This is a genomic window from Paenibacillus sp. OV219, assembly GCF_900110075.1.
Lineage (GTDB): Bacteria > Bacillota > Bacilli > Paenibacillales > Paenibacillaceae > Paenibacillus_Z.
The window spans coordinates 129,011-153,800 of sequence record NZ_FOCJ01000004.1 but is presented as its reverse complement, the minus strand read 5'-3'; the positions used below and the strand labels follow the sequence as shown (position 1 = coordinate 153,800).

The window sequence follows — 24,790 nt, the reverse complement described above, 5'->3', positions numbered from 1 at the left end:
GATACGTGCTGTGCGGCCTCTGAACGAATATTCGATGCGGCTTTATCCTATTTGTAAGACCTTGTATGAATCGGAGGCAAAATAGTCGTCGTTTTTTGCTTGATTGAATGTGGATGATGGCAACGATTGTCGCATAGAACTGTAGTTTTGACTTATGAACCTATAGGAGGATCACCCCTATGAACGCTGCCGATCGGACACGAGTAACGGTTGATATATACGGTAACCAATTTAAACTAGCAGGACATACAAATCCCGAATACATCAAGCGCATTGCCGCGCTTGTTGATGAGAATATGCATAAGCTGGCAAAGGGATATCCCATGCTGGATTTACCGAAAATTTCCATGCTTGCTGCCGTACATATGGCTGAAGATGTTTTCCGGCTGCGCGGCGAGAACGAGCACATGCATGAGATCGAACAGCGCCGCAAGGTAGCGGTTGCTGAGCTTGAGCAGTTGAAGCTGCTGCTTGATGAACTGCAGAAGCAGTTCGATGCAGAACGCGCGGATGCTGAGGAGACGCTTGCTTCGGAGCGCCAAGCAGCGCGTAATGAGCAAGTGCGAGTACGAACTGAGCTGGAGGCAAAACTCGCGAGTGAAAATGATGCCGCAGCGGCGGAACTGGCGCGGGTTCGCGACGAGCTGGAAGTGAAGCTGGCGAGCGAGCGCGAGGCGGCTGCGGGAGAGCAGGAACGAGTACGAAGCGAGCTGGAGGCGTTGCTCGCGAGCGAGCGTGTGAATGCTGAAGAGACGCTCGAGTTCGAGCGTGAAGTAGCACGAGAAGCACAAGAGCGAGTACGAAGTGAATTGGAAGCGCAGCTGGCGAGTGAACGCGAGGCGGCTGTGGGAGAGCAGGAACGAGTACGAAGTGAGCTGGAGGCAAAGCTCGCGAGTGAAAGTGATGCCGCAGCGGCGGAACTGGCGCGGATTCGCGACGAGCTGGAAGTGAAGCTGGCGAGTGAACGCGAGAACGCGGAAGAAACGCTCGAGTTCGAGCGTGAAGTAGCGCGAGAAGAACAAGAGCGATTACGAAGCGAATTGGAAGCGCAGCTTGAGAGCGAGCGTGAGTCTTCGCTCGAAGAGCTAGAGCGGACAAGCGCTGCTCTGCAAGGGCGCATGGAAGAAGCGGTCCGCGTAGCGGCCGATGTACTTGCAAGCGAGCGTGAGGCGGCATCAGCGGAGCTGGCGCGGGTTCGCGGCGAGCTGGAGGCGTTGCTAGCTAGCGAGCGCGAGGCTGCGGCGGCGCAAGAGCGAGTACGCTTTGAGCTTGAGGTAAAGCTAGCGAGTGAGCGCGAGTCAGCAGTAGCTGAGCTTGAGCGAGTGCAAGTCGAGCTTGAGGCACAGCTCACGAGCGAGCGTGAAGCAGCGGCAGCGGAGCAAGAGCGAGTACGAGCCGAGCTGGAGGCGAAGCTGGCAAGTGAGCGTCTGAAAGCGGACGAGACGCTCGAATTCGAGCGTGAAGTCGCGCGTGAAGAGCAGGAGCGAGTACGAGTCGAGCTGGAGAAGCTGCTTGCAAGTGAGCGCGAGTCAGCAGCTGCAGAGCAAGAGCGAGTACTCGGCGAGTTTGAGAGCGAGCGAGAGGCAGCGCGTAAAGTGCTGGAGCGGACAAGCGCAGCTTTGCAAGGGCGCCTGGAAGAAGCGGCACGCACCGCGGCAGCGGAGCTTGCAAGTGAGCGCGAGTCAGCAGCGGCTGAGCTTGAGCGAGTGCAAGTCGAGCTTGAGGCACAGCTCACGAGCGAGCGTGAAGCAGCGGCAGCGGAGCAGGAGCGAGTACGAGTCGAGCTGGAAGCGCAGCTCACGAGCGAGCGTGAAGCAGCGGCAGCGGAGCAAGAGCGAGTACGAGTTGAGCTGGAAGCACAGCTCACGAGCGAGCGTGAAGCAGCGGCAGCGGAGCAAGAGCGAGTACGAGTCGAGCTGGAAGCACAGCTCGTGAATGTGCGTGAGAACGCAGAGGAGACGCTCGAGTTCGAGCGTGAAGTCGCGAGTGAAGAGCTTGAACGCGTGCGAAAAGAGCTGTTAGCACAGGTTGAGAGCGAGCGTAAGACGGTAGCGGAGCAAGCGAAGGTGCGTACCGAGCTTGAGGTGAAGCTGCTCATCGAGCGTAAGAACGCAGAGGAGACGCTTGGATTCGAGCGTGAAGTCGCGCGTGAAGAGCAGGAGCGAGTACGCAGTGAGCTTGAGGCGCAGCTCGCGAGTGAACGCGAAGCTGTAGCGGCGGAGCAAGAGCGAGTTCGTGCTCAGCTAGAGAGCGAGCGCGTGGCAGCGCGCGTAGAACTGGAGCGAACAAGCGCCGAACTGCAAGAGCGCATGAACGCAGCGGTTATAGCCGCGGCAGAGGAGCTCTCGCAGGTGCAAGGCGAGCTTGAGGCGCAGCTCGCGAGTGAGCGTGATGCGGCTGCGGCCTCCCAAGCGGAGCTGGAGCGCGTGTGGGTAGAGCTTACGGCGGAGCGGGAGAATGAGCAGGAAACTGCTCGCGTCCTGCTTGAGCAAGTAAAGTCGGAGCTGCAGAAGCAACTGGCGAGCGAGCAAGAGTCGGCTCGCGTTGAGCTAGAGCAGGTCCGTTCGGAATTGCAAGGACGGCTTGAGCAAGCGATAGAATCGGCAGCAATCGAGGCGGCAAGTGAGCGCGAACTGGCAGCTGCAGAGCTTGTGCAGCTGCGTGAGCAGCTGGATGCGGCGATGGCGGAGCAGCGCTTCGAGCTGGAACTCGAGCTCGAAGTGCAAGTCATCGCATTGCGCACAGCTCGCGAAGAGCATGATCGCGAGTGCGCGGCACTTGAAGCACAGCATGAGCAAGCGCTCGAAGCGGGCCGGGCACAGCTGGCTCGCGAGCGAGTAGCTGCTACCGCGCAGCTGGCAGAACTCCGCGATGCAGCAGCAGCGGAGCTTGCCCAGCTACGTGAGCAGCTGGGAGCAGTGATGGCGGAGCAGCGCTTTGAGCAGGAGCTAGAGCTCGAAGAGCAAGCTATTGCACTTCGCACAGCTCGCGAAGAACATGAGAGCGAACGTGCGGTACTTCAAGCGCAGCTTGCAAGTGAACGCCAAGCAGCAGAAGCGCAGCTAGCGGATGCGCTCGCCGCGTTTGACGAGGAGCTCAGCAAAGAACGTCTGATGCATGAGACGGCAGCAGCTGCAGCAGTGGAGATGTTCGAGGAAACGCGAGCAGAGCTGCAGCAGCAAGCGGAGCAAGCGCGCGTGAATGCAGAGGTGGAAGTGGAGCGTATTCGCCAAGCGGCGCGCGAGCGGTTCGACCGCATTCGCGGTGAGGCTTCGCAAGCAGCCGCGGCGGCAGAGGAGCAGCTGTCGGAGCTGCGTGTAGCCTTGCAAAGCTTACTAGAAACCGAGCGAGAAGAAGCTGCAGCAGCGCTAGCAGAGGCGAATGAAGACGCAGCTGCAACGATTGCACAAATGCGCGAGAAGCATCAGGCTGAGCTTGAGAAAGAGCGTAAACAGGCTGCAACTGTGCTCGAGCAGGAGCGCAGTACTGGTCAAGCGCTGTTTGAGGAAGCACTGCAAGAAGGATCGCAAGAGGCGGAAGCTGTTGCCACTAGATATAAGCAAGAGCTAGACGCGGTCCGTGCGGAGCTAACGCTTCGTTATGCGACGCTTGAAGAAGCTGCGGAGAGTTCAAAGACTTTGTGGCAGAACGAACGTGAAGCGCTCTCCTCATTGCTTGATGAAACGGGACGAGAGCTGAGCGTGCTGCAAGCCAAGCTTAAGGAAGCAGAAGAGCAGGCAGAGCTGTTCGTCTTGGAAGCAGCTGAGCAGGACGATTCACTGCGCAAAACAGTAAAGCGTCTTGAACAAGAGCTTCACGAGCGAGAGAACGCAGTATCTAAGATAGAACAGGCGCTTGCCTCCTTCCAGCAGGAAGACCAGCACCGCCTTGAAGCGATGCAAGAGCTTGAAGAACAGCTCGCAGAGCTACGCGCACAGCTGAAAGAAACGCATCAGGTAACTGAAAGCAGCAATTATGAGCACCAACTGCTGGTGGAACATCGTGATACGCTGCAGCAGGAACTGAAGCAGCTCGCTGAGCAGAAGGAAGAGCTTGCAAGCAGATTGCAAGCTGCTGAAGATCGCGCATTCGAATGGATGCGCGAAGCTCGTCAGCACATGGCGGAAGCCGAGCGGATCGCAGATGAAGCGTCCTCGAAGCTGAATGATCAGGTACAGGCGGCTGATTCGGAGATTCAGCTTGCGAAGCGGGAAGCCGCAGCGCATGCGGAAGCGGAAGCAGGGTTGCTTGAGCAGCTACTGCTAACCGAAGAGGATGCGATGAAAGTGAAGCAGGAGGCGCAGCAAATTAGCGAACGTCTCGCGGAGCTAGAATCGGCGCTGCATGAAGCGGGTCAAGCCGAGCAACAGCAACGTGAGTCACATGCGAAGCTGCAAACGGAGCACAGCAAGCTGCAGATTGAATACTCGAAGCTGCAAACGGAGTATAATGAGTGGATTGAGCTTATCTCGGACAACTAAGAGAAAAGCTCCATCCGTACCAACATAATAAGGGCTATGGACGTATGAAGGTTTCTACTGGAACCTGCTCATACGGACATAGCCCTTATTTTCGCGACTACCTCACTTTAATGCTTCATTAATGGGTAACGATCGAGCCCGTCACGCCGTTCTGCGGAAGCGAGGCTAGGCGAACAAGCTCAGACGTCACTTGATGCGGATCCTTGCCTGTTGCATGCATTTCGCTGCGAACTGTGCCCGGATTGAACGCGTTCACGAGAATGCCGAAATCATGCTCTTCATCGGCCGTCGTCCGCGTTAGTGATTCGAGGCCTGCTTTGGATGCGCTGTATGCGGCATAACCACCGGCACCGTTCCATGCAAGACCGGAAGTAATGTTGATAATCCGGCCATAGCGTGCCTCGCGCATAGTTGGCAGGACACCTCGCGTCATGAGGAAAGGTCCCGTCAAATTCACGCTAAGCTGAAGCGCCCACTCTGCAGCCGTCAGTTCAATGACTTTGCCAGGCTCCAGTACTGCTGCGTTGTTCGCGAGAATATCAATCTTGCCTAGCTCGGCCATGACCCGTGCAATAGCAGCTTCTACTTGCTCTTCAATCGTAATATCACATGCCAGTACAAGTACTTTACCTTCGCCGGCTGCATCGTTTCTGATCCGTTCAGCTGTTTCTTCGAGCTTGTGGGACCGTCTGCCGAGCAGAGCGACATGAGCGCCTTCCCGTGCAAAATCAATTGCCGTTGCCCTGCCGAGTCCCGTGCCCGCACCTGTAATTACCGCTACTTGTCCACTCAGCTTGCCCATGAAGACCACCCTTTGCATCATTGTTGACAACATCGTAGCAGTAACAGGCAATCGAAAGAAATAGTACGGCTATAAGGATTTCTTATACGTTACTGCTGGTAAAACCAATATAGATGACAATTGAGGCGCTTCATCAGCTTTTCTGATGGACAGCATTACGAATCGGTATAATAAAAACCGCCCCGGAAGGGCGGTTTCATGGGTGTTTATAGGTGTTATTCAACAACCAGCTTCGCAATCATCTTAGAGTGACCGCTTCCGCACATGATATCGCAGTGGAATTCATATTCGCCTGGTTCGTTAATCGTTACAACCTTCGGCTTGTCGCTGTCGATCTTCAGACCGTTCAAATCGGATACTTCGATGCCGTGAATGCCATCTTCCGATTTCAGCGTAATTTCGGTTGGCTCGCCTTTTTTGATCGTATAGACTGGCTTTTCGAACTCGTAACGTTTCGCTTTAATCGTAATTTTGGTCGAAGCCGCAGTGCCTGTTTCTTCTACACCGGCGCCTGCGCCTGTATTCGTATTGTCAGATTTGTTCTCGCCGCAAGCCGCCAGAACAAGAACCGCTGCAACCATCATGAAAGCGATAAGCAGTAATTTCTTCACTAGATAACCCTCCATAGCTTGGAATCAATAATGTATCCAGTATACCTTGCCATGGGTAAAATTACTGTGACGATCTGTTGAATACGGGAAGGCGCAGTGCCTGTAGCTTGAAACGTTCTATTTACTCGCGTCCAGCCTCGTAAGGCGTGCTGACGGGGATGAATAGGTCGATGATCCCGATAACAAGCGCTGCCAGTATCGCGCCGAGCCATGTCGCATGAACACCGCCGACGATAAACTGTGCAAGCCAGATGACGAGTACGCTGCATAGGAAGCCAACGATACCGCGTCCGAATGGCGTAACTCTTTTGCCAAAAATACCTTCAATAATCCAGCCTAGCGCTGCGATGACAAGAGCGAGGAATAAAGCGCTCCAGAATCCGCCGACACTGAATTGTGGCACAATATAACCGACGATCATTAATACAATCGCTGATACAACGAATCTAACTACATGACCCAGAAAATGCATTACGGAAAACCTCCTGTACCTATTTTTTGGAAGAGCTTCCTTACTCGGAGATGGTGTTACTCCTCGTGTACATGTAGTGTTACCTTTTTTGTAACTGTCATTCATGGGTGCATCGCTTGTCATGGCATAGACTGCTTCCTTCCGCTATAATAAGAAACGAGAGGAGTTGTGCCCGCTTGGACAACAAAATATTACACACACTCGATTATGCCAAAATTGTAAATAAATTAGAGCAGCATGCTGCGACATCACTTGGAAAAGCAGCTGTTCAGGCGCTCCAACCAAACTCCGATTTGGAGATGGTGAAGCATTCCCTAGCCATTACGGATGAATCCTATAAAGCCGATCGGCTCAAAGGCAGTGCGCCATTCGGCGGTGTTGTCGATATTAAGCCGTCCCTGCTTCGTTCGAAGATCGGCGGTACGCTAAACCCCGGGGAGCTACTGGAAATTGCGGAGACCGTTCGCGGTTCGCGCCGGGTGAAACGCCATGTTGAGCAGCTTCATGATGACCATTCGGTTCCGCTTCTTGCGGCCATGGTTGAGCAGTTGACCGAGCATAAAGCTTTGGAAGACGCAATCTTCTTCTGTATTGATGATCAGGCGGAAGTGATGGATAGCGCAAGCGCCGAGCTCGCTAATATCCGTAGAGAGCTGCGCAGCGGTGAATCTCGCGTACGCGAGAAGCTTGAGGGCATGATTCGTTCTTCATCTGTGCAGAAGATGCTGCAGGATGCCATTATTACGATCCGGAACGACCGCTATGTCATTCCAGTGAAGCAGGAATACCGTTCGAATTTCGGAGGCATCGTCCACGATCAATCGGGCTCTGGTGCGACGCTGTTCATCGAGCCGGAAGCGATTGTTGTCATGAACAATAAACTGCGTGAGCTGCGGCTTGCGGAGGAGCGGGAAATTGAGAAAATCCTGCAAAAGCTGACTGCACTGACAGCGGAATATGCGGATGAGTTGATGCTGGATATGGATGTGCTCGGACAGCTTGATTTTGCCTTTGCCAAAGCGCGTCTTGCACATACGATGGGGGCAACGCTGCCACTCATGAATGACAGAGGCTTCCTGAAGCTGCGCCGCGGTCGCCATCCGCTTATTGCTCGCGAGCATGTGGTGCCGATTGATGTCGAGCTTGGCAACAACTACACGGCGATTATCGTAACAGGTCCGAACACGGGCGGTAAGACGGTCTCACTGAAGACGATCGGATTGCTCAGCCTGATGGCGATGTCCGGCTTGTTCGTACCGGCTGAAGACGGCAGCCAGCTATGCGTATTTGATGCGATCTATGCCGATATTGGCGATGAGCAAAGCATCGAGCAGAGCCTAAGTACGTTCTCCAGCCACTTAACGAATATTATCCGAATCTTGAGCAATATGACGCCGAAGAGTCTTGTTCTGCTCGATGAGCTTGGTGCAGGAACCGATCCGGCGGAAGGCTCTGCACTAGCGATTGCGATTCTCGAGCATATGCATAAGCTCGGATGCCGTATCATAGCGACAACGCACTACAGTGAATTGAAAGCTTATGCTTACAACCGCAAAGGCGTAATCAATGCGAGCATGGAGTTTGATATTGCGACGCTGAGCCCAACCTACCGCTTGCTCATCGGAGTTCCTGGCCGAAGCAACGCGTTCGCGATTGCGGAGCGGCTTGGCCTTACGCGGACCATTATAGATCACGCGCGCGGCGAAGTGAGCGAAGAAGATATGCGCGTCGAGTCGATGATCGCCTCCTTGGAGGAGAATCGAATCGGTGCCGAGGCTGAGCGCAACACAGCCGAAGCGCTGCGCAAGCAGCTGGAGGCGGAGCGTACGCGGCATGAAGCGGAGCTGCAGAAGTTTGAGGAGCAGCGCGAGCGGTTGCTCGCGAAGGCGCAGGATGATGCGCGCGAAGTGCTACTGAAGGCGAGGCGCGAAGCGGAAGACATCATCGCGGATCTGCGCAAGCTCGCGCAAGAGGAAGGCGCGGCGGTGAAGGATCACAAGCTGATCGAAGCACGCCGTAAGCTAGATGAAGCGATGCCAGAGAAGCGCAAAGCGGCTGGTACGAAGCAGAAGACTGCAAAGCCGCAGCAGATTGAGAACGGCGACGAGGTCATGGTGTACAGCTTGAATCAGCGCGGACATGTTGTGGAGCTGTCAGGCAACGATGCTTTTGTGCAGCTCGGCATTATGAAGATGAAGGTTGCGGTTAGCGACTTGGAGCTTGTGAAACGTGCGGAAGCGAACAAGGCGCAGCCGAAGATTTCCGCTAGCCTCAAGCGTACTCGCGATGAGAATGTGCGTTCCGAGCTGGATCTGCGCGGATCGAACTTAGAGGAAGCGATGATTGAGGTGGATCGGTTCCTCGACGAGTCGTTCTTGGCGGGCTTCGGGCAAGTGTTTATTATCCACGGCATTGGCACGGGCGTACTGCGGACCGGAATCAGCGATTTTCTGCGCAGACATAAGCATGTGAAGAGCTACCGTCTCGGCAGATATGGCGAAGGCGGCGCGGGCGTTACGGTTGCAGAATTGAAGTAACAAAGCGAGGGCAAATAGATGGAACAAGAAATCGATCAATTGCTCAGCAATACGTTTGCGGCATCGCTAGCTTATGTGTCAGTAGCGGTGCTTGCCTTGCTGGTGTTTCTGTTCTTCTTTGAATTTGTAACCAAATATAAGTGTTGGCAAGAGATCAAGCGCGGGAATATGGCTGTTGCGATGGCGACCGGAGGCAAAATCTTCGGCATCTGCAATTTGTTCCGCTTCTCGATTGAGGCGAACGAGACCGTCTACCAGAGCATTGTGTGGGCGACGTTCGGTTTCGCGCTGCTGATTGCTGCATATTTCTTATTCGAATTTCTGACGCCTGTATTCCGGATCGACGATGAGATTCAGAAGGACAATAAGGCTGTCGGATTTATTGCCATGATCATTTCGATATCGCTTTCTTACGTCATTGGCGCTACGATTGCGTAGCTTTCATTAATTGTTGAAAGGCTGTTGCTAAACAAATGAAATATTTATGGGGAACGTTGTTTGCGCTTGCCGCACTTTTCGTTATTTTTGGCGTCGTATATTTGCTTCAATAATTTGTATAGGGAGAGAAACAACAATGAACGAGAAACACGAAGATCACGCGATCTGTCCTTGGTGTCATACCGAGATCGTATGGGATGAAGAAATTGGCCCAGAGCGTAATTGCCCGCATTGTGAGAATGAGCTGTCCGGCTACCGTACGCTTCAAATCGGTATGGAGCTGGAAGATGAAGAAACAGACACAGTGGATTCGAATGAACAAGAGGACGACACCGATTGGGAAGAAGAATATGAAGATGAAGGTGAAGGTGAAGGTTCGCATTCTCATTCGCATGACTTATCCGAGCTGAGACCGTATAACCGTGACCAGCTTGCGCTTGAAGAGACGATGAACCGCATATTGGACGATCAGCTAGAAGCGCCTGAATGTCCGTCCTGCCGTGAGTTTATGATCGAAGCGGGCACGCAGACTGTGAAGGAGAAACGGTTTACGCCAAAAGTGTCTGCTGCTCTAGGTGAGCCAATTCTAGAAGCGCCGTTCGAGCTAGTGCTCTATGTATGTCCTTCCTGCTTCCACACGCAGAACCGATTGTCCGTGAAGGGTCAAGAACGTCTGGTCAGCTTGTTATCCAAAGCTACAAATTTGGAGGACTAGAAGGATTTTCCGGCATGCCGCATCCCATATGGGGGAAACTTACGCCTAGAAGGCTGCAGCTTTAGGGATGCAGCAGGCGGGAGGGATTCACGATTGGAGCAAGGCAAACATTCCGTGCAATCACGCTGGCATGCAGGTAAAACGCGAGAAAAGCAACGCATCGTATCGAATGAAGGAAACAAGCGAAATATGGACAGCCGCGCGCTCGATAGCCAAGCGATTGTGTTGCTCGCGGTTCAAGCGCTGCTCGGTATAGCGAACGCGCTGTCCGGCACGTTTCTGCCAGTCTATCTATGGAAAGCGAGCGGTTCGTTCGCGCTGATCGGCTGGTTCAATTTAACCCAGTTCGTCGTAAGCGGCCTCACTTTCTGGCTGGCTGGCAAATGGGTGAAGGAGCATAACAAAATGAACAGCCTCCGGCTCGGCGTTGCGCTGTCCGGAGTTTTCTATTTGGTCGTGCTGCTGCTTGGAAAAACGGCTATTTCTTATATTGTGCCGCTCGGCTTGCTGATTGGAATTGGCAATGGATGCTTCTGGCTTGCGTTCAACGTTGTCTATTTCGAGATTACCGAGCCTGGCAACCGCGACCGGTTCAACGGATGGGCCGGATTGCTCGGGTCAGGTGCAGGCATTATCGCGCCTTGGATTTCGGGCTGGCTCATCACAATCAATCAGGGCGAGCGCGGGTACAGTATTATTTTTACGGTGTCGTCTGTCATCTTTGCCGTGGCGGTTGTGCTCAGCTTCTGGCTGAAGAAGCGGGAGTCAAGCGGTACGTATGAATGGTTTCACGGTTTTCGCGTGTTGCGTGAGCACGGCAACCATTGGCGACTGGCGGTCCCGGCGATCATTGCGCAAGGGGTGCGAGAAGGCGTCTTTATGTTCTTCATCGGCCTGCTTGTCTACATTGCGACGAAGAATGAAGGGAAGCTCGGCAATTTCTCCTTAATTACGTCGCTCGTCGCGCTCGTAAGCTTCTGGCTTATTGGCCGGATGCTGAAGCCGAATCGAAGACGTGTCGCCATGATGATCGGCTCGATTGCGATAACGGCAATCGTAGTCGTGCTCTTCATGCCGCTGAATTACCGGACACTGCTTATCTTTGGTCTTGGAACGGCACTATTCATGCCGCTCTATATTATACCGATGACATCGGCTGTATTCGATCTCATCGGAAGGGATGAAGACAGCGCGAAGCAGCGGGAGGAGTTCGTCATTCTAAGGGAGGCAGGGCTGACGGTCGGTCGAGTGATCGGCGTAACGGCATATTTAATCGTTCTGCCGTTCATTGACCGCTCTCCGTATGTCGTGCCTTCGCTTATGCTGGCTGTTGGTGCTTTTCCGATTCTCGGCTGGCTGCTCATGCGTCCGCTGCTTCGCACGAAGCCTGTTGATAAAGAACGTGCCTCTCCTTCGAGAGGCTGATGGGGAAGGGAAGGGCTGTGTATGCCCCGTATTGTAAACGACGTAACTGAACTGATCGGCGAGACGCCGGTCGTCGCATTAAGAAGGCTTAGGCTGCCTGGTATGGCTGAAGTGCTCGTGAAGCTTGAGCGATTCAACCCGAGCGGAAGCGTGAAGGACCGTGCTGCGTTCTCGTTAATTGCCACCGCAGAACAGGAAGGCATTCTTGCTCCGGGAGCGACGATTATCGAGCCGACTAGCGGCAACACCGGCATCGGCCTAGCGATGAATGCTGCAGCCAAGGGCTATAAACTAATTCTGGTCATGCCGGACAATATGAGCAAGGAACGGATCGGCCTGCTCAAGGCATATGGAGCGGAGGTCGAGCTGACGCCTGCCTCCGAGCGTATGCCAGGCGCGATCAAACGTGCATTCGAGCTGCAAGCAGAGCGTCCGGGCAGCTATATCCCAAACCAATTCGAGAATCACGCGAATCCGGACATTCATCGCGTTACGACGGCGCAGGAGATTTTGCGTCAAACAGGAGGCAGGCTCGATGTGTTTGTCGCTTCAGCAGGTACCGGAGGAACAATTACCGGAACTGGCGAGACGCTTAAGGATGCGCTGCCAGGACTGTACGTCGCTGTCGTTGAGCCGCTTGGTTCTCCAGTATTGTCGGGAGGTAAGCCAGGGCCGCATAAGCTCGTTGGCACAAGTCCGGGCTTCGTACCGGCTATTCTGAACACATCGGTGTATGACGAAATCGTTCGAGTGTCCGATGATGATGCTATTGTGACGATGCGTCGTCTTGCCAGAGAGGAAGGGCTGCTGCTTGGTCCGTCCTCTGGTGCTTCCGTATGGGCGGCAATGGAGCAAGCCCGCCGTATTGGAGAAGGCGGGCGTGTGCTTTGTATCGCGCCGGACAGCGGCGAGCGGTATTTAAGTATGGGACTATTTGAATAATAATTAGCTTAATCTTTCCACGTATCGAGCACTTCTTGCACAATGGCCCTGCGTTCTTCAATGTAGTCCAGGAAAGTCTGCGGCTCCTGTTCGAAGGCGTAATAGGGCCATTTGCGCGTAAAATCATCCCGAATCGCAGGTCCGAGCTTCTCATACAGGTTCGCAATCATCGGCTCAATCGTTTCGACAGTGAATTTGGTTGCGAGCATATTCGAGAGGATTTTGCGATAAGCCTGCCTGCAAGACTTATAAGAAAGCACCTTCCATGTAAGCGTGTTGTACCCCTTCACATCGACAAGATCACTGCCGCATAATTTGCCGTAGCAGTTTCTCCCCCATGTACCTTCATAATCCCACGGAATGATCCGGTATCTGCCCGTGCTTGTATGTTCATACAGCGCGTAGTTCTGGTCGAACCCGTCGTAGTTGCCGGTCAATACCGCGCCTGCGAGCCATTTCAAGTATAAATAGACGTCAAGACGGTTCGCCAAATAAGTCCGCAGCGATGAATTCGCCGGCCGGTTAATACGCCTTATGAAGCGAACAAGCTTCGTTCGTGTATAATCCGTTCCTTTCATGACCCGATATCCTTCGAACATAGTCTCCTTCTCCGCGTCCGTATAAGGGTCGATGTTGCTGAAGTTTGCTTTGTCATTAACAGCATAGATCAGTGATCTCGCGCCAATTCCCCGCTTGCGGAAGAACCTCGAATCAACGGATTCCAGCTCTAAGTAACAGCCATGAGGATTGCCGTTCCATTCGAGCCACATATGCTTCGTCTTTGGCGAAGGGACACCCATCAGATTGAAAAATTGAAAAGAGAGCGCGTTGCGTATCATGGATGGATCGTCAAACTCGGCATTCCAGTGCAGAATTTGATTGTATCCATAATGGATCTCATACGATTTCTTCGGATAGTTGCGTGTGTGACCGCCGCGGAACCGAAGCTGGGCATCCATCACGACGCCGTTCATCTCCAGCTTGACGGGAGCGAACTCGTTGCTCCAAACGTCCGATTCCAGCCTCCGCAAATCTTCGAGGTCAATTGTTATTTTACGAGTAGGCAGTCCTTCCCCGGACATTAGACCATCTCCTTAGCCAAAAGATAAAGCCTATCGCATTCGATAGGCTTCAGCTTATTTACACTATGCGGATATTCGTCTAATGGTGCGGCGCTAACTGCAGGTTAGCAGCGGGATCCGTTCGAACCGTTGGAGCCACGAGAACCGTTGGAGCCACGAGAACCTTGCGAGCCTTGGGAACCACGAGAACCATTGGAGCCACGGGAGCCTTGCGAGCCTTGGGAACCACGAGAACCATTGGAGCCACGGGAACCTTGGGAACCGCGAGAGCCTTGAGATCCACGTGAGCCTTGATCGCCGCGAGAGCCTTGAGATCCACGGGAGCCTTGGCTGCCGCGGGAGCCGTTGGAGCCTTGGGAACCGCGAGAGCCGTTGGAGCCTTGGTTATTGCCGCTTTTGTTGTTGCCACCGCTTTGGTTATTGCCGTTGCGTCCCCGCGTATAAGCACTCATACCAAAGGAACCATCAGATTTGCTGTTCCCCCAGTCATATTCATTGCCGCCATTTCCTTCGTAGCCTTCCCAACCACTCGATCCTTGAGAACCACGGGAGCCTTGCGAGCCTTGAGATCCGCGCGAACCTTGGGAACCTTGAGAACCGCGGGAACCCTGCGAACCTTGAGATGGTTGGTTGCCACGCGAGCCTTGAGAACCGCGGGAACCCTGCGAACCTTGAGATGGTTGGTTGCCGCGCGAGCCTTGGGAACCACGGGAACCGTTGGAGCCCTGGGAACCACGGGAACCTTGGCTGCCTTGTGTCGAAATCGTCATTTTTCTTTGCAAAGTATGTTATTCCTCCTTTAATAGTTTCTAATACAAGCTATGATTCGAATCTATCAATCGCACCGGGCTAATGACTAATCTTCTAGAAAATAGATATAAAACTAGTACCTCTAAGATACGGGATACATATAAATACATTATAAATTGTCTCCCATGATAGATTTCACCGGGGCAAGTAATGGAGGGATGAATGCCGAAGCGAGATGGATGAACCGTATGTTAGGTAGGTCGAATCGTCACGTATTTGCACCGGTGCTTTCGTCGTGGTACAGGTCAAAATCTATTACTTTACGGAGGGATTTTGGTATGGAAGTTAAGAGCAACAATTGGCAAATGGGAAATGGCGGCTGCTGCAACAGAAGCGGTCAAAGACCACAAAGAACGCAAGGAAGTCGTGGAAATCAACCACCAAAACATGAATCGGGAGGGCAAAACTTCTTGGAATCTCAAATGGGTATGAACGTTCGCATTAACCGCGGCGGTCCTGAATCGCTTGAAGGCCGCATGATTGGTGTTAAAACAGGTTATCTCGTGCTTCGGTCTAGCACAGGCTTCGTGTATATCAATGCATCTCATGTTAAAAGCGTTACAGACCTTCCAGGCCAAACTAGCCGTGGAATGGATCATTACAAATTTATTAACGCAGACAGCTTCAACGGCGTACTCCACCAGCTGACTCGCAAATTCGTTCAAATCAACTGGGGCGGTCCAGAACGTATCGAGGGCTTTGTCGCACAAGTTGGCAACCAAGCACTTATGCTGGTTGTAGGTCAAGAATTGGTCCAAATCCCGCTTTACCACATCAAAACAGTTAAAACTGCTGGCATCTATGCAAGCGGCGGCAGCAAAGGTAGCCAAGGCAGCCGTGGCACAGGCGGCAGCGGAGGAAACAAAAGCGGCGGCAACAGCGGCGCAAACGGCAACGCACGCGGCAATCGCAATGCATCTGCTAAAGGCGGCAAAAGCGGTAAAAGCTGCAGATCCGGGAAGTAATTCTCCCACGGTTAATAAGGCCTAGGTGCATGTCGGGGCTACGGCTATTAAGCCGGCCCCGGCTAAGCCTTACACGCTGACAAGGGGAGAGATTCATGATAACTTCCAGCACACATACACCATCTCCAGAAAGTCTTCCTGTCAATTGGCGGCTGTTTCAGATTTGCATGATCATCGTCGTCGCTTGCGTGCGAGATGTGGCGGCAAAGACTCCTCGGCAACTCCTCTTCTTTGCGTTCGGTATTGATGTGATTGTGGACGGCTTGCAGCAAACTGGTCTGATCCGCTTTCTCGCTTCGGAACTTGGCTTTCATATATCAGTGTCCGCTATTCTCGCCGGCGGCGGGCAACGCTGCTTGCAAGTCTACTCAGTCTCTATGCATGGACGCATTTATTAGGATGAAAGGAGGCCGATTTCATGAAACATCGTCACCCTTTATTAGACCGTTATGTCGAGCTTGACATCTCAGGAAAGATGATGCCTATTCGCGGCAAGCTTATTGATCTAGGTCAAGATATTCTCGTGCTTCATAACGGTACGCAGTTTCTGTATGTTCCTTTGATCCATCTGCAGCAGCTTAGGCTGGCCAAGAACGATACGCAGCAAGAAATAGATGTCCCTGAGCTCCCATTTGAACCGCAGAATGATCCAATTTCTTACCGCAAAGTGCTTATGAATGCCAAAGGGATGTTCTCCGAGCTGTATATAACCGGCAATCAATCGATCCATGGCTACTTGACCAGCGTAATGAACGATTTCTTCGTCTTCTACTCACCCGTGTACCATTCCGTTATCGTCTCATTACAGCATCTGAAATATTTAATTCCTTACAACCCCAATGTGACGCCATATACGCTGACTCCAGAACAATTTCCGCTCAAACCCTCGCCTATTACACTCGCTAGAACCTTTGATCAACAGCTTCGCAAGCTGATTGGAGAATTTGTCATCCTCGACTTAGGGGAGAATCCGAACAAGATCGGCGTACTCAAGGGCCTCGACCAAAATATGATTGAACTGTCTACAGCAGGCGGCAACCCGGTATTTCTGCACTTTGATCATGTCAAAACCGTTCATTTGCCATAATCGCAGGCACTCACCGCTTTCTTCCCTTTCTGCGGGGAGAAACGGCTACATACGCAGTGGAAAGAAAGGGCATAATAGCTAAGCAAACGACATTTTTTACATCCAGGAGGTACAAAACATTGCTTCAAGCTTTGACAGGCAAGGAACTTGAGTATTTGGTCGATTCGATCTCGAATGAAGATTTGCTCATTAAGCAAAATGCAGTTATGGCGGAGTCCGCAACCAATATTGCCTTACGTCAGCTAGGTCAGCAAATGATTCAAACCCACAAGCAGCATGTGCAAATGCTGCTTCAATCCATTAGCCAGCATCAGCAGCTAGCGCCGATGCAGCCGCAGCAATAATGCTGTGCCAAGTAAGGGAGGGATAGCGAAAGTGTACCAGCAACCATATCAACAACAACAACAAGGACAAACCCTTCATCAGCCGATACTCACCGATGAAGATCTAGCCTATACCGTACTTGCCGACTTGAAGCGAGTCGTCAGCGAGTATACAACGGCCGCTACAGAATCCAGCTGCCAGCAAGTACGAGCGCTCTTTACGAATCTGCTGAACAGCACGCTGCAAATGCAGGGGCAGCTCTTTAAGGTCATGGAACAGAACAATATGTACAGCACATCTTCGCCAGCTCTTCGGCAAGAGATCGACAAACAGCTGAAACAGAATCAGCAGACTGCGCAGAAGACCGATCAGTTTCTACAGCAGCTCTCTCTTGGCGGAGGCGGTTATCGCATACAGCAGCAGTACCAGCCGGTACAATATCAGCAGCCGCAAAATACGCAGTATCAGCAGCATGCAGGCCAGTCCCAGCAGCAGCATAACCCGAATCCGTACTATATGTAAGGATGGCGGCGCTATCCAAGACCCTTCGGGGTCTTTTTTAGTGTGGAAACCATGCATTTGTTTTCTGCTTTGCAGGACGCCCTGATTCGTTGTAATATAATCTTTATAGCTATTTCACTTTGGAGGCTTGGAAGCTTCGTAAATGTGAAGGAAACAGGAGGGTTTGACGATGAATGAACGAAAAAGGCAAATACTTGAACTGCTTAAAGAGGATGCAAGACGCAGCGCGGAAATAATCGCGACAATGCTTGACGCGCCCGCCGCGGAGGTAAAGCAGGCGATTGCGGAATTGGAGCAGGATCATATCATCGTCAAATATGCGACCGTTGTTAATTGGAGCAAGGTTGAAGACGAGAAAGTCACTGCACTTATAGAAGTTCAAATTACACCGGAGCGGGGCCGTGGTTTCGAAGGCATCGCTGAACGGATTTACTTATATCCGGAAGTGAAATCGGTTTATCTGATGTCAGGAGCCTACGATTTGCTCGTTGAGGTCCAAGGCAAGACACTTAAGGACGTCGCGTCCTTCGTTTCGAATAAACTGTCGCCAATCGACGCTGTACTTTCTACGAAAACATTCTTTATTCTGAAGAAATATAAGCAGGACGGCATTATATTCGAAGAGCATGAGGACGATCACCGTCTTCTTGTCTCGCCGTAAAGGGGTGTAATTCCGTATGATTAAGGACGAGGAAAAGCAAACAGGAACATTGACGCGCCGCGCATCCATGTCGGACTATCTCTCGGAGCAAGTACGGTCCATTAAACCGTCGGGCATCCGCCGATTCTTCGATTTGGCAAGCGGACGTAAAGATATTATTACTCTTGGCGTAGGTGAGCCGGATTTTGTGACGCCGTGGCATGTACGTGAGGCAAGCGTGTATGCGCTTGAAACAGGCAAGACGCAATATACTTCGAATGCTGGAACGCCTGAGCTGCGTGAGGAAATCGGCATTTATTTGAATCGTGAATTTGACGTGACCTATGATCCGGCGAATGAAATCATAGTTACGGTCGGCGGCAGCGAGGCGATTGACCTTGCACTGCGTGCCTTGATTGAACCGGGCGACGAAATTCTCGTGCCAGAGCCGTGTTACATCTCTTATTCGCCGATTACGGCGCTTAGCGGCGGTGTTCCAGTCGGCGTTGAGACGTTCGCGAAGGATAACTTTAAGCTAACGGCTGAATCGCTCAAAGCAGTGATTACACCACGCTCGAAGCTGCTTATTCTGTGCTACCCAAGCAACCCGACAGGCGGCATTATGACCTATGAAGACTGGTTGCCGATTGCGAAGGTTGTGGAAGAGCATGATCTCATCGTTATCTCTGACGAAATCTATGCGGAGCTTACTTACGGCACGAAGCATGTCAGCTTCGCTGCGATGCCTGGCATGAAGGACCGCACGATTCTAGTGAGCGGGTTCTCCAAGGCGTTCGCGATGACGGGCTGGCGGATTGGTTACGCATGCGGTCATCCTGAGTTGATTTCGGCGATGCTGAAGATTCACCAATATACCGTTATGTGTGCTTCCAATATGGCACAGGTTGCTGCGCTTGAAGCACTTCGCAACGGCATGGAAGAGAAGAATCGGATGGTGGAATCGTATAATCAGCGTCGTAGAATCGTTGTTAAGGGCTTCCGCGAGATCGGACTTGAATGCCACGAGCCGCAAGGCGCGTTCTACGCCTTCCCTTCCATTGCCGGCCTTGGACTTACTTCGGAGGAGTTTGCGACTGGCCTCTTGAATAAGCATAAAGTAGCAGCTGTGCCGGGCGATGTATTCGGTCTCGGCGGAGAAGGACATCTGCGATGCTCCTACGCGACACAAGTGAATCTGATTACCGAAGCGATCGAACGAATCGGCCTTTACGTGAGAGAGCTTAAAGGCAACTAGCTTCATTTGTGCGCAATAGGTCAAATTTACTAAAAATGGATACTACTCAGTTTTCCCAAACTTTGTTATAATTTAAAAAACTTTATAATTGCGCGCAAGTTTACTTCGTTTGAGCTGATGACAGGAGGGATGGCAATGGCTTGTGCAAAAACGGGTCGTAAGCTTATGTCCTCATCCATACGTCTTCTTGAAGACGAGATCTATGCGCTGCGAATCAAAATGGAGCAATCCTATATTGAAGAAGCGACATTTAGCTCGGAGAAGGTTATTGACCTAAGTCGGCTTCTCGATATGAAAATAAACGAATATATGCAATTTCGAAGAAGCTACGCAGCGTTGCACTCGTAAGACGGGTTGGCGCTGCGGCAGTCGACTTCGGGAGCGGAAGAGGTCCTTATCAAGGACTTCTTTTCTTTTGTAAATCTAAGAAAGAATAAGTTTTTACCACACTTTGCTTAGATATCTCCGCGAAACGTTAGCATACGCCACCGGAAGACGGCGATAGCCCGTTTTCACTTGGCAAAGAAGAAGGAGTAAACGATTCAACATGAAATCCCCAGCAAATCTGCGCTTATTTAACTTTTTATTTTTCGCGTTACTTGCGATGTTTATCTCATTCTTGCCTGTCTATCTGGATGCGCAAGGACAATCTGCTACGAAGATCGGCATCATTATCGGAACGGGCGGCTTTGTGTCGATCTTCGCCCAGCCGTTCTGGGGAATGATTAGCGACCGTGCCAAAACGATCCGCAAGGTGCTGCTTGTGCTTATCGCGTGCTCGGCAGTAATCGGCTACCTGCTCTACGCCTCAGGGAGCTTCCTCTTGCTCGTGCTATTCACGATGCTGCTCTACTGCTTCCTGCTGCCGATGGATCCGCTGACGGAGAGCCTCAACTTCCAGATCTCCGAGCTGCGCGGCGTCAGCTATGGCTCGATCCGCACATTCGGTGCGCTCGGCTATGCCGTTATGTCGCTTGCGGTCGGTTACGTCATGCTTTACTTCGGTGTGAGCGGCATGGCGCCGCTGTTTGCTGCGCTGTGTGCGGTAAGCTTCATCGTCTGTTTGACGTTGACGGATGTGCCTGCTGCGAGCAAGCCTGTCTCGATGAAAAGTTTAGCCCAGTTTCTTAGCCATCGCGAGACACTTATGTTTCTCGTATTAATCTTCATCGCTGCCGTGCCATCCCGGATGAACGATACGTATTTAGGCGTGTCGTTGCATGATCTAGGCGGCAGTCCAGAGCTTGTCGGGCAAGCGTGGTTCCTCGCGGCGGGCACAGAAATTCTCGTATTTGCGCTGAGCTTCTGGTGGATGCGCAAAGGGCGGGAGCTGGCTATGATTGCTTTTGCAAGCTTCTTCTATTTCTTGCGGTTCTTTATATCGGCATGGGTGACCGACCCGCACGCGCTCGTTTACATTCAAGGCATCCAAATGTTCACGTTCCCAATCTTCTACACGGCTGCTATTCAGTATCTGTACCGGATTGTGCCGGAAGAGTGGAAGGCGACTGGACAAACTGTTCTTGCGCTGCTGTTCTTCGGCGTCTCAGGAATCGTTGCTTCGTATGCGGGCGGTGTGCTGTATGAATCGGCTGGCGTGCATTATTTCTATTTAATTATTTCAAGCTTGTCGTTATGTGCACTCTTATTCAGTCTCGTTCTGCTTTCCGTGTATGGGAAACGAGGCAGTATGGCAGCTCAGGAAATTGGCTCCACCTAGGCGTTAGCGGGAGCTTTTGTGCTATGATGGGGAGTAGTATTTTGGATAGGACGGGATGGTGGCGAGCGATGAAACTGTATACTCGTACAGGCGATAAAGGCAATACATCGGTCAAAGGCGGCCGGGTTCGCAAGGACGACAACCGGGTTGAGGCTTACGGCACAGTGGATGAGTTGAACAGCTTTGTCGGCCAGACGGCAGCGGTCGCTGCGGCGGCTGGACTTCAAGAGCTTGTGGAAGAGCTGCTGGAAATTCAGCAGGAGCTGTTCGACTGTGGCTCGGACCTTGCTTTTGCTGATCCGAATGGGCGTGAGTTGAAGATGGCGCCGGCTTCGGCTGCTCGTCTTGAAGGCTGGATCGATGCGCATACGGATGCGGCTCCGGCGATTACGAAGTTTATATTGCCAGGCGGGAGTGAAGTGTCGGCGCTGCTGCATGTGTGCCGGACAGTATGTCGCAGAGCGGAACGTCGTATTGTAACGCTGGCTGCAGAGCTGCAGGTGCATGAGCCGGTGCAGACTTATATGAACCGGTTGTCCGATTATTTCTTCGCAGCTGCCCGCGCGGCGAATGCGAAGCTCGGTGTGCCGGATACTGAATATATACGGAGTGCGGATGTGTTCCGCAAGAAGAGTGATGATGGAAAAGATGGAAAAAGCGGACATGATGGAAATGACGGAAATGACGGAAATGACGGAAATGACGGAAATGACGGAGAAAACTAGAAGGTTCATTTCTGCAGATGCAGCAGCGGTAGTGAAGTACTATGAGGCTCTTACTGTTGTCGTAAAACCTGAGGACGATGGAAAAATGGTTCGTAACGTACTGGAGCGCCGCCTCGGTGTGTCCCGCAAGCTGCTTTCCCGGGTGAAGCTGACCGAGCGCGGCATTACAGTCAACGGTGAGCGAGTGTATACGAATGACCGCGTCGCTGTTGGTGATGTGGTCGAGCTGCGGATGGAGCAAGAAGAGTCCGATGATATTTTGCCTGAGCAGATGGCGCTTGATATTGTATATGAGGATAAGGATCTGCTTATCGTGAACAAGCCGCCAGGCCTTATTGTTCATCCGACGCACGGGCATTATACGGGGACGCTGGCAAATGGTGTTGTGTATCATTGGAAGTCGCGCGGGGAGAGGGTGCGGTTTCGTCCGATTCATCGGTTAGATGAAGAGACGAGTGGTCTCGTTGCGATTGCAAAGAATCCTTATATTCATCAGCAGCTATCGGAGCAGCTACAGGCAGGAGAAGTGAATAAGCGGTACCGCGCCTATTTGTACGGTTGCCCTGCGGAAGCTATGGGCACAGTCGATGAGCCGATCGACCGCGATACGGACAATCCGCATTTGCGCGTCGTCAAGGCGGACGGATATCCGTCCGTGACGCACTATGAGGTCGAGGCCGTCTATGGCGGTGGTGCTGCAGCGAAAGTGCGAATTAAGCTGGAAACAGGCCGGACGCACCAGATTCGTGTGCATCTGAAGCATATCGGCTGCCCGCTCATCGGCGATAAGCTATACGGCTTTGCAGGAGAGGAAGCCGAAGGCGGCTCTTCAGCACTTGAAGCAGCTGTTCAGCGCCAAGCTCTTCATGCGGCGATTCTTTCGTTCAAGCACCCAATTACCGGGGAGCAGATGACGTTCGAAGCGAAGCTGCCGGATGATCTTCAGCAGCTTGAAGTGGCTCTCCGCGCTCTGGAGTAGCGGGCGATGTAGCTGGATAAGCCAGCTACATCGGCGGAATTTCCGCCGGAAGTGGGTAAAGAAGCTGGCTAGCCCAGCTACATTGGCGGAAATTCGCGTGAGATGGTGAAAGAAGGGGAGCAGATACCTTTCATTGACGGAAGTCAGCCCCAAATGGTGAAAGAAGGGTAGCAGGTACCCTACATTGATGTAAATCAGCTCCAAATGGTGAAAGAAGGGTAGCAGGTACCCTACATCTGCGGAAATCCGCAGAAAGTAACCAAAGAATATCCCCAGGGATACACATTCGCGGAATGGGAGCTTCTTCCCATGCAGTTCAACTAACCATCAGCGCAAACGTTAAGCGTGTCCCGCAAGGGACGAAAGCGATCAACCCACTAAACCACCAATAAAGCACCTCTCTAACCCCGACGTTATACCTTTGGGTGTCCAGAGGGCGGGAGCCCTCGGGGTCCCCCTTCTAGGGGGATTTAGGGGGTGGCAATCGCCCTCGATTTAGGGGGTGGCAATCGCCCTCGATTTAGGGGGTGGCAATCGCCCTCGATTTAGGGGGTGGCAATCGCCCTGGATTTAGGGGATGGCAATCGCCCTCGATTTAGGAGGTGGTTTAATATCTTAGGAGATTCCAATCATATGAAAAAACTAACCATTTATGAATATCCCAAATGCGGCACATGCCGCAGTGCGATTAAGAAGCTCAAGAGCAGCGGCTACGAGCTAGAGTCACACAATGTCTTCGAGACAGCACCGCCTGCGAACGTGATTGCAGAGCTCATTAAGCTAAGCGGTCTTGAAGTGAAGAAATTTTTCAATACATCCGGTGATGCATACAAAGAGCACGGCTTGAAAGACAAGCTGCCGAGCATGTCCGATCAAGAGAAGATCGAGCTGCTTGCGTCGAACGGACGCCTCATTAAGCGCCCTGTCGTCACGGATGGCACTACTGTAACCGTTGGCTTCAAAGAAGAAGATTTCGAGCAAGTTTGGCGCGGATAACGTTCTGATCGACACATGGGGAGGCATGAATACAGTGACTACAAAAGGATGGCGCGCTGAGCGACTGTCGCATCTTGGCTCGTCCATTTTTGCTGAAGTAGCAGAGTGGAAGAAAGCGGCGATCGCCAGTGGCGTCGACGTTATTGATTTGAGCATTGGCAGCCCGGACCTGCCGCCCTCGCAGACGATTCGAACAGCACTAAGCGAAGCGGTGCTGCGTGACAATGCATACGGATACCCGGGATCCAAAGGATCCGTTCGCTTCCTGAAGCAAGCCTCGGACTGGCTCGCCTACCGCTTCGGCGTCCAGATTGATCCGGAGCACGAGCTTGTCTCCCTAATGGGCTCCCAAGATGGCCTCGGCCACTTGGCACTCTCACTATGCAATCCGGGCGATATCGCCCTCCTCCCAGACCCGGGTTATCCCGTATATGCCGCCGGGCTTGCACTGGCAGGCGTGGAGCCGTATCTCATGCCACTGCGGGAAGAGAATCAGTTCTTGCCCGATTTCGACGCCATTCCGGAGCAGGTATGGCAGCGCACGAAGTTTATGCTGCTGAACTATCCGAGCAATCCGGTGTCCGCAGTGGCGGATCTGGAGTTCTTCAAGAAAGCCATCACTTACGCTAAGCGGCACAATGTGCTCATCGTTCACGATCTCGCTTACTCGGAGATGGCATTCGACGGCTACAGGCCTCCTAGTATTTTGCAAGCAGAAGGTGCGCTAGACATTGCAGTAGAGTTTCATTCTTTGTCCAAAAGCTTCAATATGGCCGGCTGCCGCATTGGCTTTCTCGCGGGGAATCGTGAAGCCGTTGCAGCGCTGCGCGAGCTGAAGGCGAACATTGACTATGGCGTATTTCTCCCAGTTCAGGAGGCAGGCATCATTGCGCTGCAGCAGGATATGGAGCCTACCACCCATAAGCCGGTCGGGACACTTTACGAGAAACGCCGGGATCAATTCGTCCAAGCTCTCCACCATCAAGGCTGGGAAGTGCCGTATCCGAAAGCGACCATGTTTATTTGGGCGAAGCTTCCAGTTATGCAGTGGGAGCTGTCGGAACCATGGGACTCTCGTCGCATTTCCCGGGAAATGCTCGAAAGGGCTGGAGTCGCAGTCATCCCTGGCGATGCTTTTGGCGCTGAAGGGGAAGGTTATGTCCGAATCGCACTCGTAGAGAGCGAAGCTAGATTAGTAGAAGCAGCAGAACGAATCGGAAGATTCATAAGAGGCGAAAAGAAATCATAGATTTATCTCATAT

At 52.5% G+C, this 24,790-nt stretch carries 24 protein-coding genes and 1 pseudogene; 20 read left to right on the top strand and 5 right to left on the bottom strand.

What is annotated here, in order from left to right; genetic code table 11:
- The first annotated feature begins 179 nt into the window (after nucleotides 1-179).
- Nucleotides 180-4,481: a hypothetical protein gene (locus tag BMY11_RS12510; RefSeq protein WP_090576067.1), complete on the top strand. Its 4,302-nt coding sequence runs from the start codon at nucleotides 180-182 to the stop codon at nucleotides 4,479-4,481.
- Nucleotides 4,482-4,599: 118 nt separating this feature from the next.
- On the opposite strand, the gene BMY11_RS12505 is transcribed toward BMY11_RS12510, so the two are convergent.
- The 3 genes from BMY11_RS12505 to BMY11_RS12495 form a co-directional block, all read right to left on the bottom strand.
- On the bottom strand, nucleotides 4,600-5,304 hold the full coding sequence (locus BMY11_RS12505; RefSeq protein WP_256217436.1) for an SDR family NAD(P)-dependent oxidoreductase: 705 nt from the start codon (nucleotides 5,302-5,304) through the stop codon (nucleotides 4,600-4,602).
- Nucleotides 5,305-5,498: 194 nt separating this feature from the next.
- Nucleotides 5,499-5,894: a cupredoxin domain-containing protein gene (locus BMY11_RS12500; protein ID WP_177182615.1), complete on the bottom strand. Its 396-nt coding sequence runs from the start codon at nucleotides 5,892-5,894 to the stop codon at nucleotides 5,499-5,501.
- Between the two features lie 121 nt (nucleotides 5,895-6,015).
- A complete protein-coding gene (locus BMY11_RS12495) occupies nucleotides 6,016-6,366 on the bottom strand; it encodes a phage holin family protein (protein WP_090576060.1) in 351 nt (116 codons plus the stop codon).
- A 176-nt stretch (nucleotides 6,367-6,542) separates the two neighbouring features.
- Here BMY11_RS12495 and BMY11_RS12490 point away from each other — a divergent pair, with 176 nt between their 5' ends.
- The 5 genes from BMY11_RS12490 (at nucleotide 6,543) to cysK (ending at nucleotide 12,423) form a co-directional block, all read left to right on the top strand.
- Nucleotides 6,543-8,903, top strand: coding sequence for an endonuclease MutS2 (locus BMY11_RS12490; RefSeq protein WP_090576058.1), 2,361 nt, complete (start codon nucleotides 6,543-6,545; stop codon nucleotides 8,901-8,903).
- An 18-nt stretch (nucleotides 8,904-8,921) separates the two neighbouring features.
- Nucleotides 8,922-9,341, top strand: a complete 420-nt coding sequence (locus tag BMY11_RS12485) for a DUF350 domain-containing protein (RefSeq protein WP_090576055.1) — start codon at nucleotides 8,922-8,924, stop codon at nucleotides 9,339-9,341.
- 136 nt (nucleotides 9,342-9,477) lie between these two features.
- Complete coding sequence (locus BMY11_RS12480; protein WP_090576052.1) at nucleotides 9,478-10,056, top strand: hypothetical protein; 579 nt, start codon at nucleotides 9,478-9,480, stop codon at nucleotides 10,054-10,056.
- A gap of 93 nt (nucleotides 10,057-10,149) precedes the next feature.
- Complete coding sequence (locus BMY11_RS12475; RefSeq protein WP_256217435.1) at nucleotides 10,150-11,481, top strand: MFS transporter; 1,332 nt, start codon at nucleotides 10,150-10,152, stop codon at nucleotides 11,479-11,481.
- A 21-nt stretch (nucleotides 11,482-11,502) separates the two neighbouring features.
- Nucleotides 11,503-12,423: a cysteine synthase A gene (gene cysK, locus BMY11_RS12470; RefSeq protein WP_090576049.1), complete on the top strand. Its 921-nt coding sequence runs from the start codon at nucleotides 11,503-11,505 to the stop codon at nucleotides 12,421-12,423.
- A gap of 8 nt (nucleotides 12,424-12,431) precedes the next feature.
- Here cysK and BMY11_RS12465 read toward each other — a convergent pair whose 3' ends face one another.
- Together BMY11_RS12465 and BMY11_RS12460 are read right to left on the bottom strand one after the other, a co-directional pair.
- Nucleotides 12,432-13,505, bottom strand: coding sequence for a CotH kinase family protein (locus BMY11_RS12465; protein WP_090576046.1), 1,074 nt, complete (start codon nucleotides 13,503-13,505; stop codon nucleotides 12,432-12,434).
- 104 nt (nucleotides 13,506-13,609) lie between these two features.
- Nucleotides 13,610-14,287 (bottom strand): dermokine domain-containing protein, encoded by a 678-nt coding sequence (locus BMY11_RS12460; RefSeq protein ID WP_090576043.1) that lies wholly within the window; start codon nucleotides 14,285-14,287, stop codon nucleotides 13,610-13,612.
- 301 nt (nucleotides 14,288-14,588) lie between these two features.
- On the opposite strand from BMY11_RS12460, the gene BMY11_RS28865 reads away from it, so the two are divergent.
- The 14 genes and pseudogenes from BMY11_RS28865 to BMY11_RS12395 all read left to right on the top strand — a co-directional run bounded on the left by BMY11_RS28865 (nucleotide 14,589) and on the right by BMY11_RS12395 (nucleotide 24,777).
- Nucleotides 14,589-14,747 (top strand): hypothetical protein, encoded by a 159-nt coding sequence (locus tag BMY11_RS28865; RefSeq protein WP_177182614.1) that lies wholly within the window; start codon nucleotides 14,589-14,591, stop codon nucleotides 14,745-14,747.
- Nucleotides 14,726-15,280: a hypothetical protein gene (locus BMY11_RS12455; RefSeq protein ID WP_143069258.1), complete on the top strand. Its 555-nt coding sequence runs from the start codon at nucleotides 14,726-14,728 to the stop codon at nucleotides 15,278-15,280. Before BMY11_RS28865 ends, BMY11_RS12455 begins: the two co-directional genes overlap by 22 nt.
- Nucleotides 15,281-15,375: 95 nt before the next feature.
- Nucleotides 15,376-15,678: a hypothetical protein gene (locus BMY11_RS12450; protein WP_090576037.1), complete on the top strand. Its 303-nt coding sequence runs from the start codon at nucleotides 15,376-15,378 to the stop codon at nucleotides 15,676-15,678.
- 20 nt (nucleotides 15,679-15,698) lie between these two features.
- Nucleotides 15,699-16,367, top strand: a complete 669-nt coding sequence (locus tag BMY11_RS12445) for a DUF2642 domain-containing protein (protein ID WP_090576034.1) — start codon at nucleotides 15,699-15,701, stop codon at nucleotides 16,365-16,367.
- Between the two features lie 119 nt (nucleotides 16,368-16,486).
- Nucleotides 16,487-16,711 (top strand): hypothetical protein, encoded by a 225-nt coding sequence (locus BMY11_RS12440; RefSeq protein WP_090576031.1) that lies wholly within the window; start codon nucleotides 16,487-16,489, stop codon nucleotides 16,709-16,711.
- 31 nt (nucleotides 16,712-16,742) lie between these two features.
- On the top strand, nucleotides 16,743-17,213 hold the full coding sequence (locus BMY11_RS12435; RefSeq protein WP_256217434.1) for a spore coat protein: 471 nt from the start codon (nucleotides 16,743-16,745) through the stop codon (nucleotides 17,211-17,213).
- A gap of 169 nt (nucleotides 17,214-17,382) precedes the next feature.
- Nucleotides 17,383-17,874 carry an Lrp/AsnC family transcriptional regulator gene (locus tag BMY11_RS12430; RefSeq protein WP_090576028.1) on the top strand — a complete coding sequence of 164 codons (492 nt, stop codon included), beginning with the start codon at nucleotides 17,383-17,385 and terminating at the stop codon, nucleotides 17,872-17,874.
- A 16-nt stretch (nucleotides 17,875-17,890) separates the two neighbouring features.
- Nucleotides 17,891-19,108, top strand: coding sequence for an aminotransferase class I/II-fold pyridoxal phosphate-dependent enzyme (locus BMY11_RS12425; protein ID WP_177182613.1), 1,218 nt, complete (start codon nucleotides 17,891-17,893; stop codon nucleotides 19,106-19,108).
- A gap of 135 nt (nucleotides 19,109-19,243) precedes the next feature.
- The gene (locus BMY11_RS12420) at nucleotides 19,244-19,456 is read left to right on the top strand and encodes an aspartyl-phosphate phosphatase Spo0E family protein (RefSeq protein WP_256217433.1); all 213 of its coding nucleotides are present in this window, start codon (nucleotides 19,244-19,246) and stop codon (nucleotides 19,454-19,456) included.
- Between the two features lie 199 nt (nucleotides 19,457-19,655).
- Entirely contained in the window at nucleotides 19,656-20,828 is a 1,173-nt protein-coding gene (locus BMY11_RS12415) for an MFS transporter (RefSeq protein ID WP_090576021.1), read from the top strand.
- Between the two features lie 68 nt (nucleotides 20,829-20,896).
- Nucleotides 20,897-21,457 (top strand): annotated as a pseudogene (locus tag BMY11_RS12410) (cob(I)yrinic acid a,c-diamide adenosyltransferase); the annotation flags it as partial.
- 19 nt (nucleotides 21,458-21,476) lie between these two features.
- Nucleotides 21,477-22,532 carry an RluA family pseudouridine synthase gene (locus BMY11_RS12405; RefSeq protein ID WP_371262819.1) on the top strand — a complete coding sequence of 352 codons (1,056 nt, stop codon included), beginning with the start codon at nucleotides 21,477-21,479 and terminating at the stop codon, nucleotides 22,530-22,532.
- A gap of 633 nt (nucleotides 22,533-23,165) precedes the next feature.
- On the top strand, nucleotides 23,166-23,528 hold the full coding sequence (locus BMY11_RS12400) for a Spx/MgsR family RNA polymerase-binding regulatory protein (protein ID WP_090576015.1): 363 nt from the start codon (nucleotides 23,166-23,168) through the stop codon (nucleotides 23,526-23,528).
- Nucleotides 23,529-23,562: 34 nt separating this feature from the next.
- On the top strand, nucleotides 23,563-24,777 hold the full coding sequence (locus BMY11_RS12395; protein ID WP_371262818.1) for an aminotransferase class I/II-fold pyridoxal phosphate-dependent enzyme: 1,215 nt from the start codon (nucleotides 23,563-23,565) through the stop codon (nucleotides 24,775-24,777).
- The last annotated feature ends 13 nt before the right edge of the window (nucleotides 24,778-24,790 follow it).

Excerpts from the sequence above, each read along its gene's own strand:
- BMY11_RS12510 (WP_090576067.1), top strand. The coding sequence starts at position 180 with ATGAACGCTGCCGATCGGACACGAGTAACGGTTGATATATACGGTAAC.
- BMY11_RS12505 (WP_256217436.1), bottom strand. The coding sequence starts at position 5,304 with ATGATGCAAAGGGTGGTCTTCATGGGCAAGCTGAGTGGACAAGTAGCG.
- BMY11_RS12495 (WP_090576060.1), bottom strand. The coding sequence starts at position 6,366 with ATGCATTTTCTGGGTCATGTAGTTAGATTCGTTGTATCAGCGATTGTA.
- BMY11_RS12485 (WP_090576055.1), top strand. The coding sequence starts at position 8,922 with ATGGAACAAGAAATCGATCAATTGCTCAGCAATACGTTTGCGGCATCG.
- BMY11_RS12480 (WP_090576052.1), top strand. The coding sequence starts at position 9,478 with ATGAACGAGAAACACGAAGATCACGCGATCTGTCCTTGGTGTCATACC.
- cysK (WP_090576049.1), top strand. The coding sequence starts at position 11,503 with ATGCCCCGTATTGTAAACGACGTAACTGAACTGATCGGCGAGACGCCG.
- BMY11_RS12465 (WP_090576046.1), bottom strand. The coding sequence starts at position 13,505 with ATGTCCGGGGAAGGACTGCCTACTCGTAAAATAACAATTGACCTCGAA.
- BMY11_RS12450 (WP_090576037.1), top strand. The coding sequence starts at position 15,376 with ATGATAACTTCCAGCACACATACACCATCTCCAGAAAGTCTTCCTGTC.
- BMY11_RS12445 (WP_090576034.1), top strand. The coding sequence starts at position 15,699 with ATGAAACATCGTCACCCTTTATTAGACCGTTATGTCGAGCTTGACATC.
- BMY11_RS12430 (WP_090576028.1), top strand. The coding sequence starts at position 17,383 with ATGAATGAACGAAAAAGGCAAATACTTGAACTGCTTAAAGAGGATGCA.
- BMY11_RS12425 (WP_177182613.1), top strand. The coding sequence starts at position 17,891 with ATGATTAAGGACGAGGAAAAGCAAACAGGAACATTGACGCGCCGCGCA.
- BMY11_RS12420 (WP_256217433.1), top strand. The coding sequence starts at position 19,244 with ATGGCTTGTGCAAAAACGGGTCGTAAGCTTATGTCCTCATCCATACGT.
- BMY11_RS12415 (WP_090576021.1), top strand. The coding sequence starts at position 19,656 with ATGAAATCCCCAGCAAATCTGCGCTTATTTAACTTTTTATTTTTCGCG.
- BMY11_RS12405 (WP_371262819.1), top strand. The coding sequence starts at position 21,477 with ATGGAAAAAGCGGACATGATGGAAATGACGGAAATGACGGAAATGACG.
- BMY11_RS12400 (WP_090576015.1), top strand. The coding sequence starts at position 23,166 with ATGAAAAAACTAACCATTTATGAATATCCCAAATGCGGCACATGCCGC.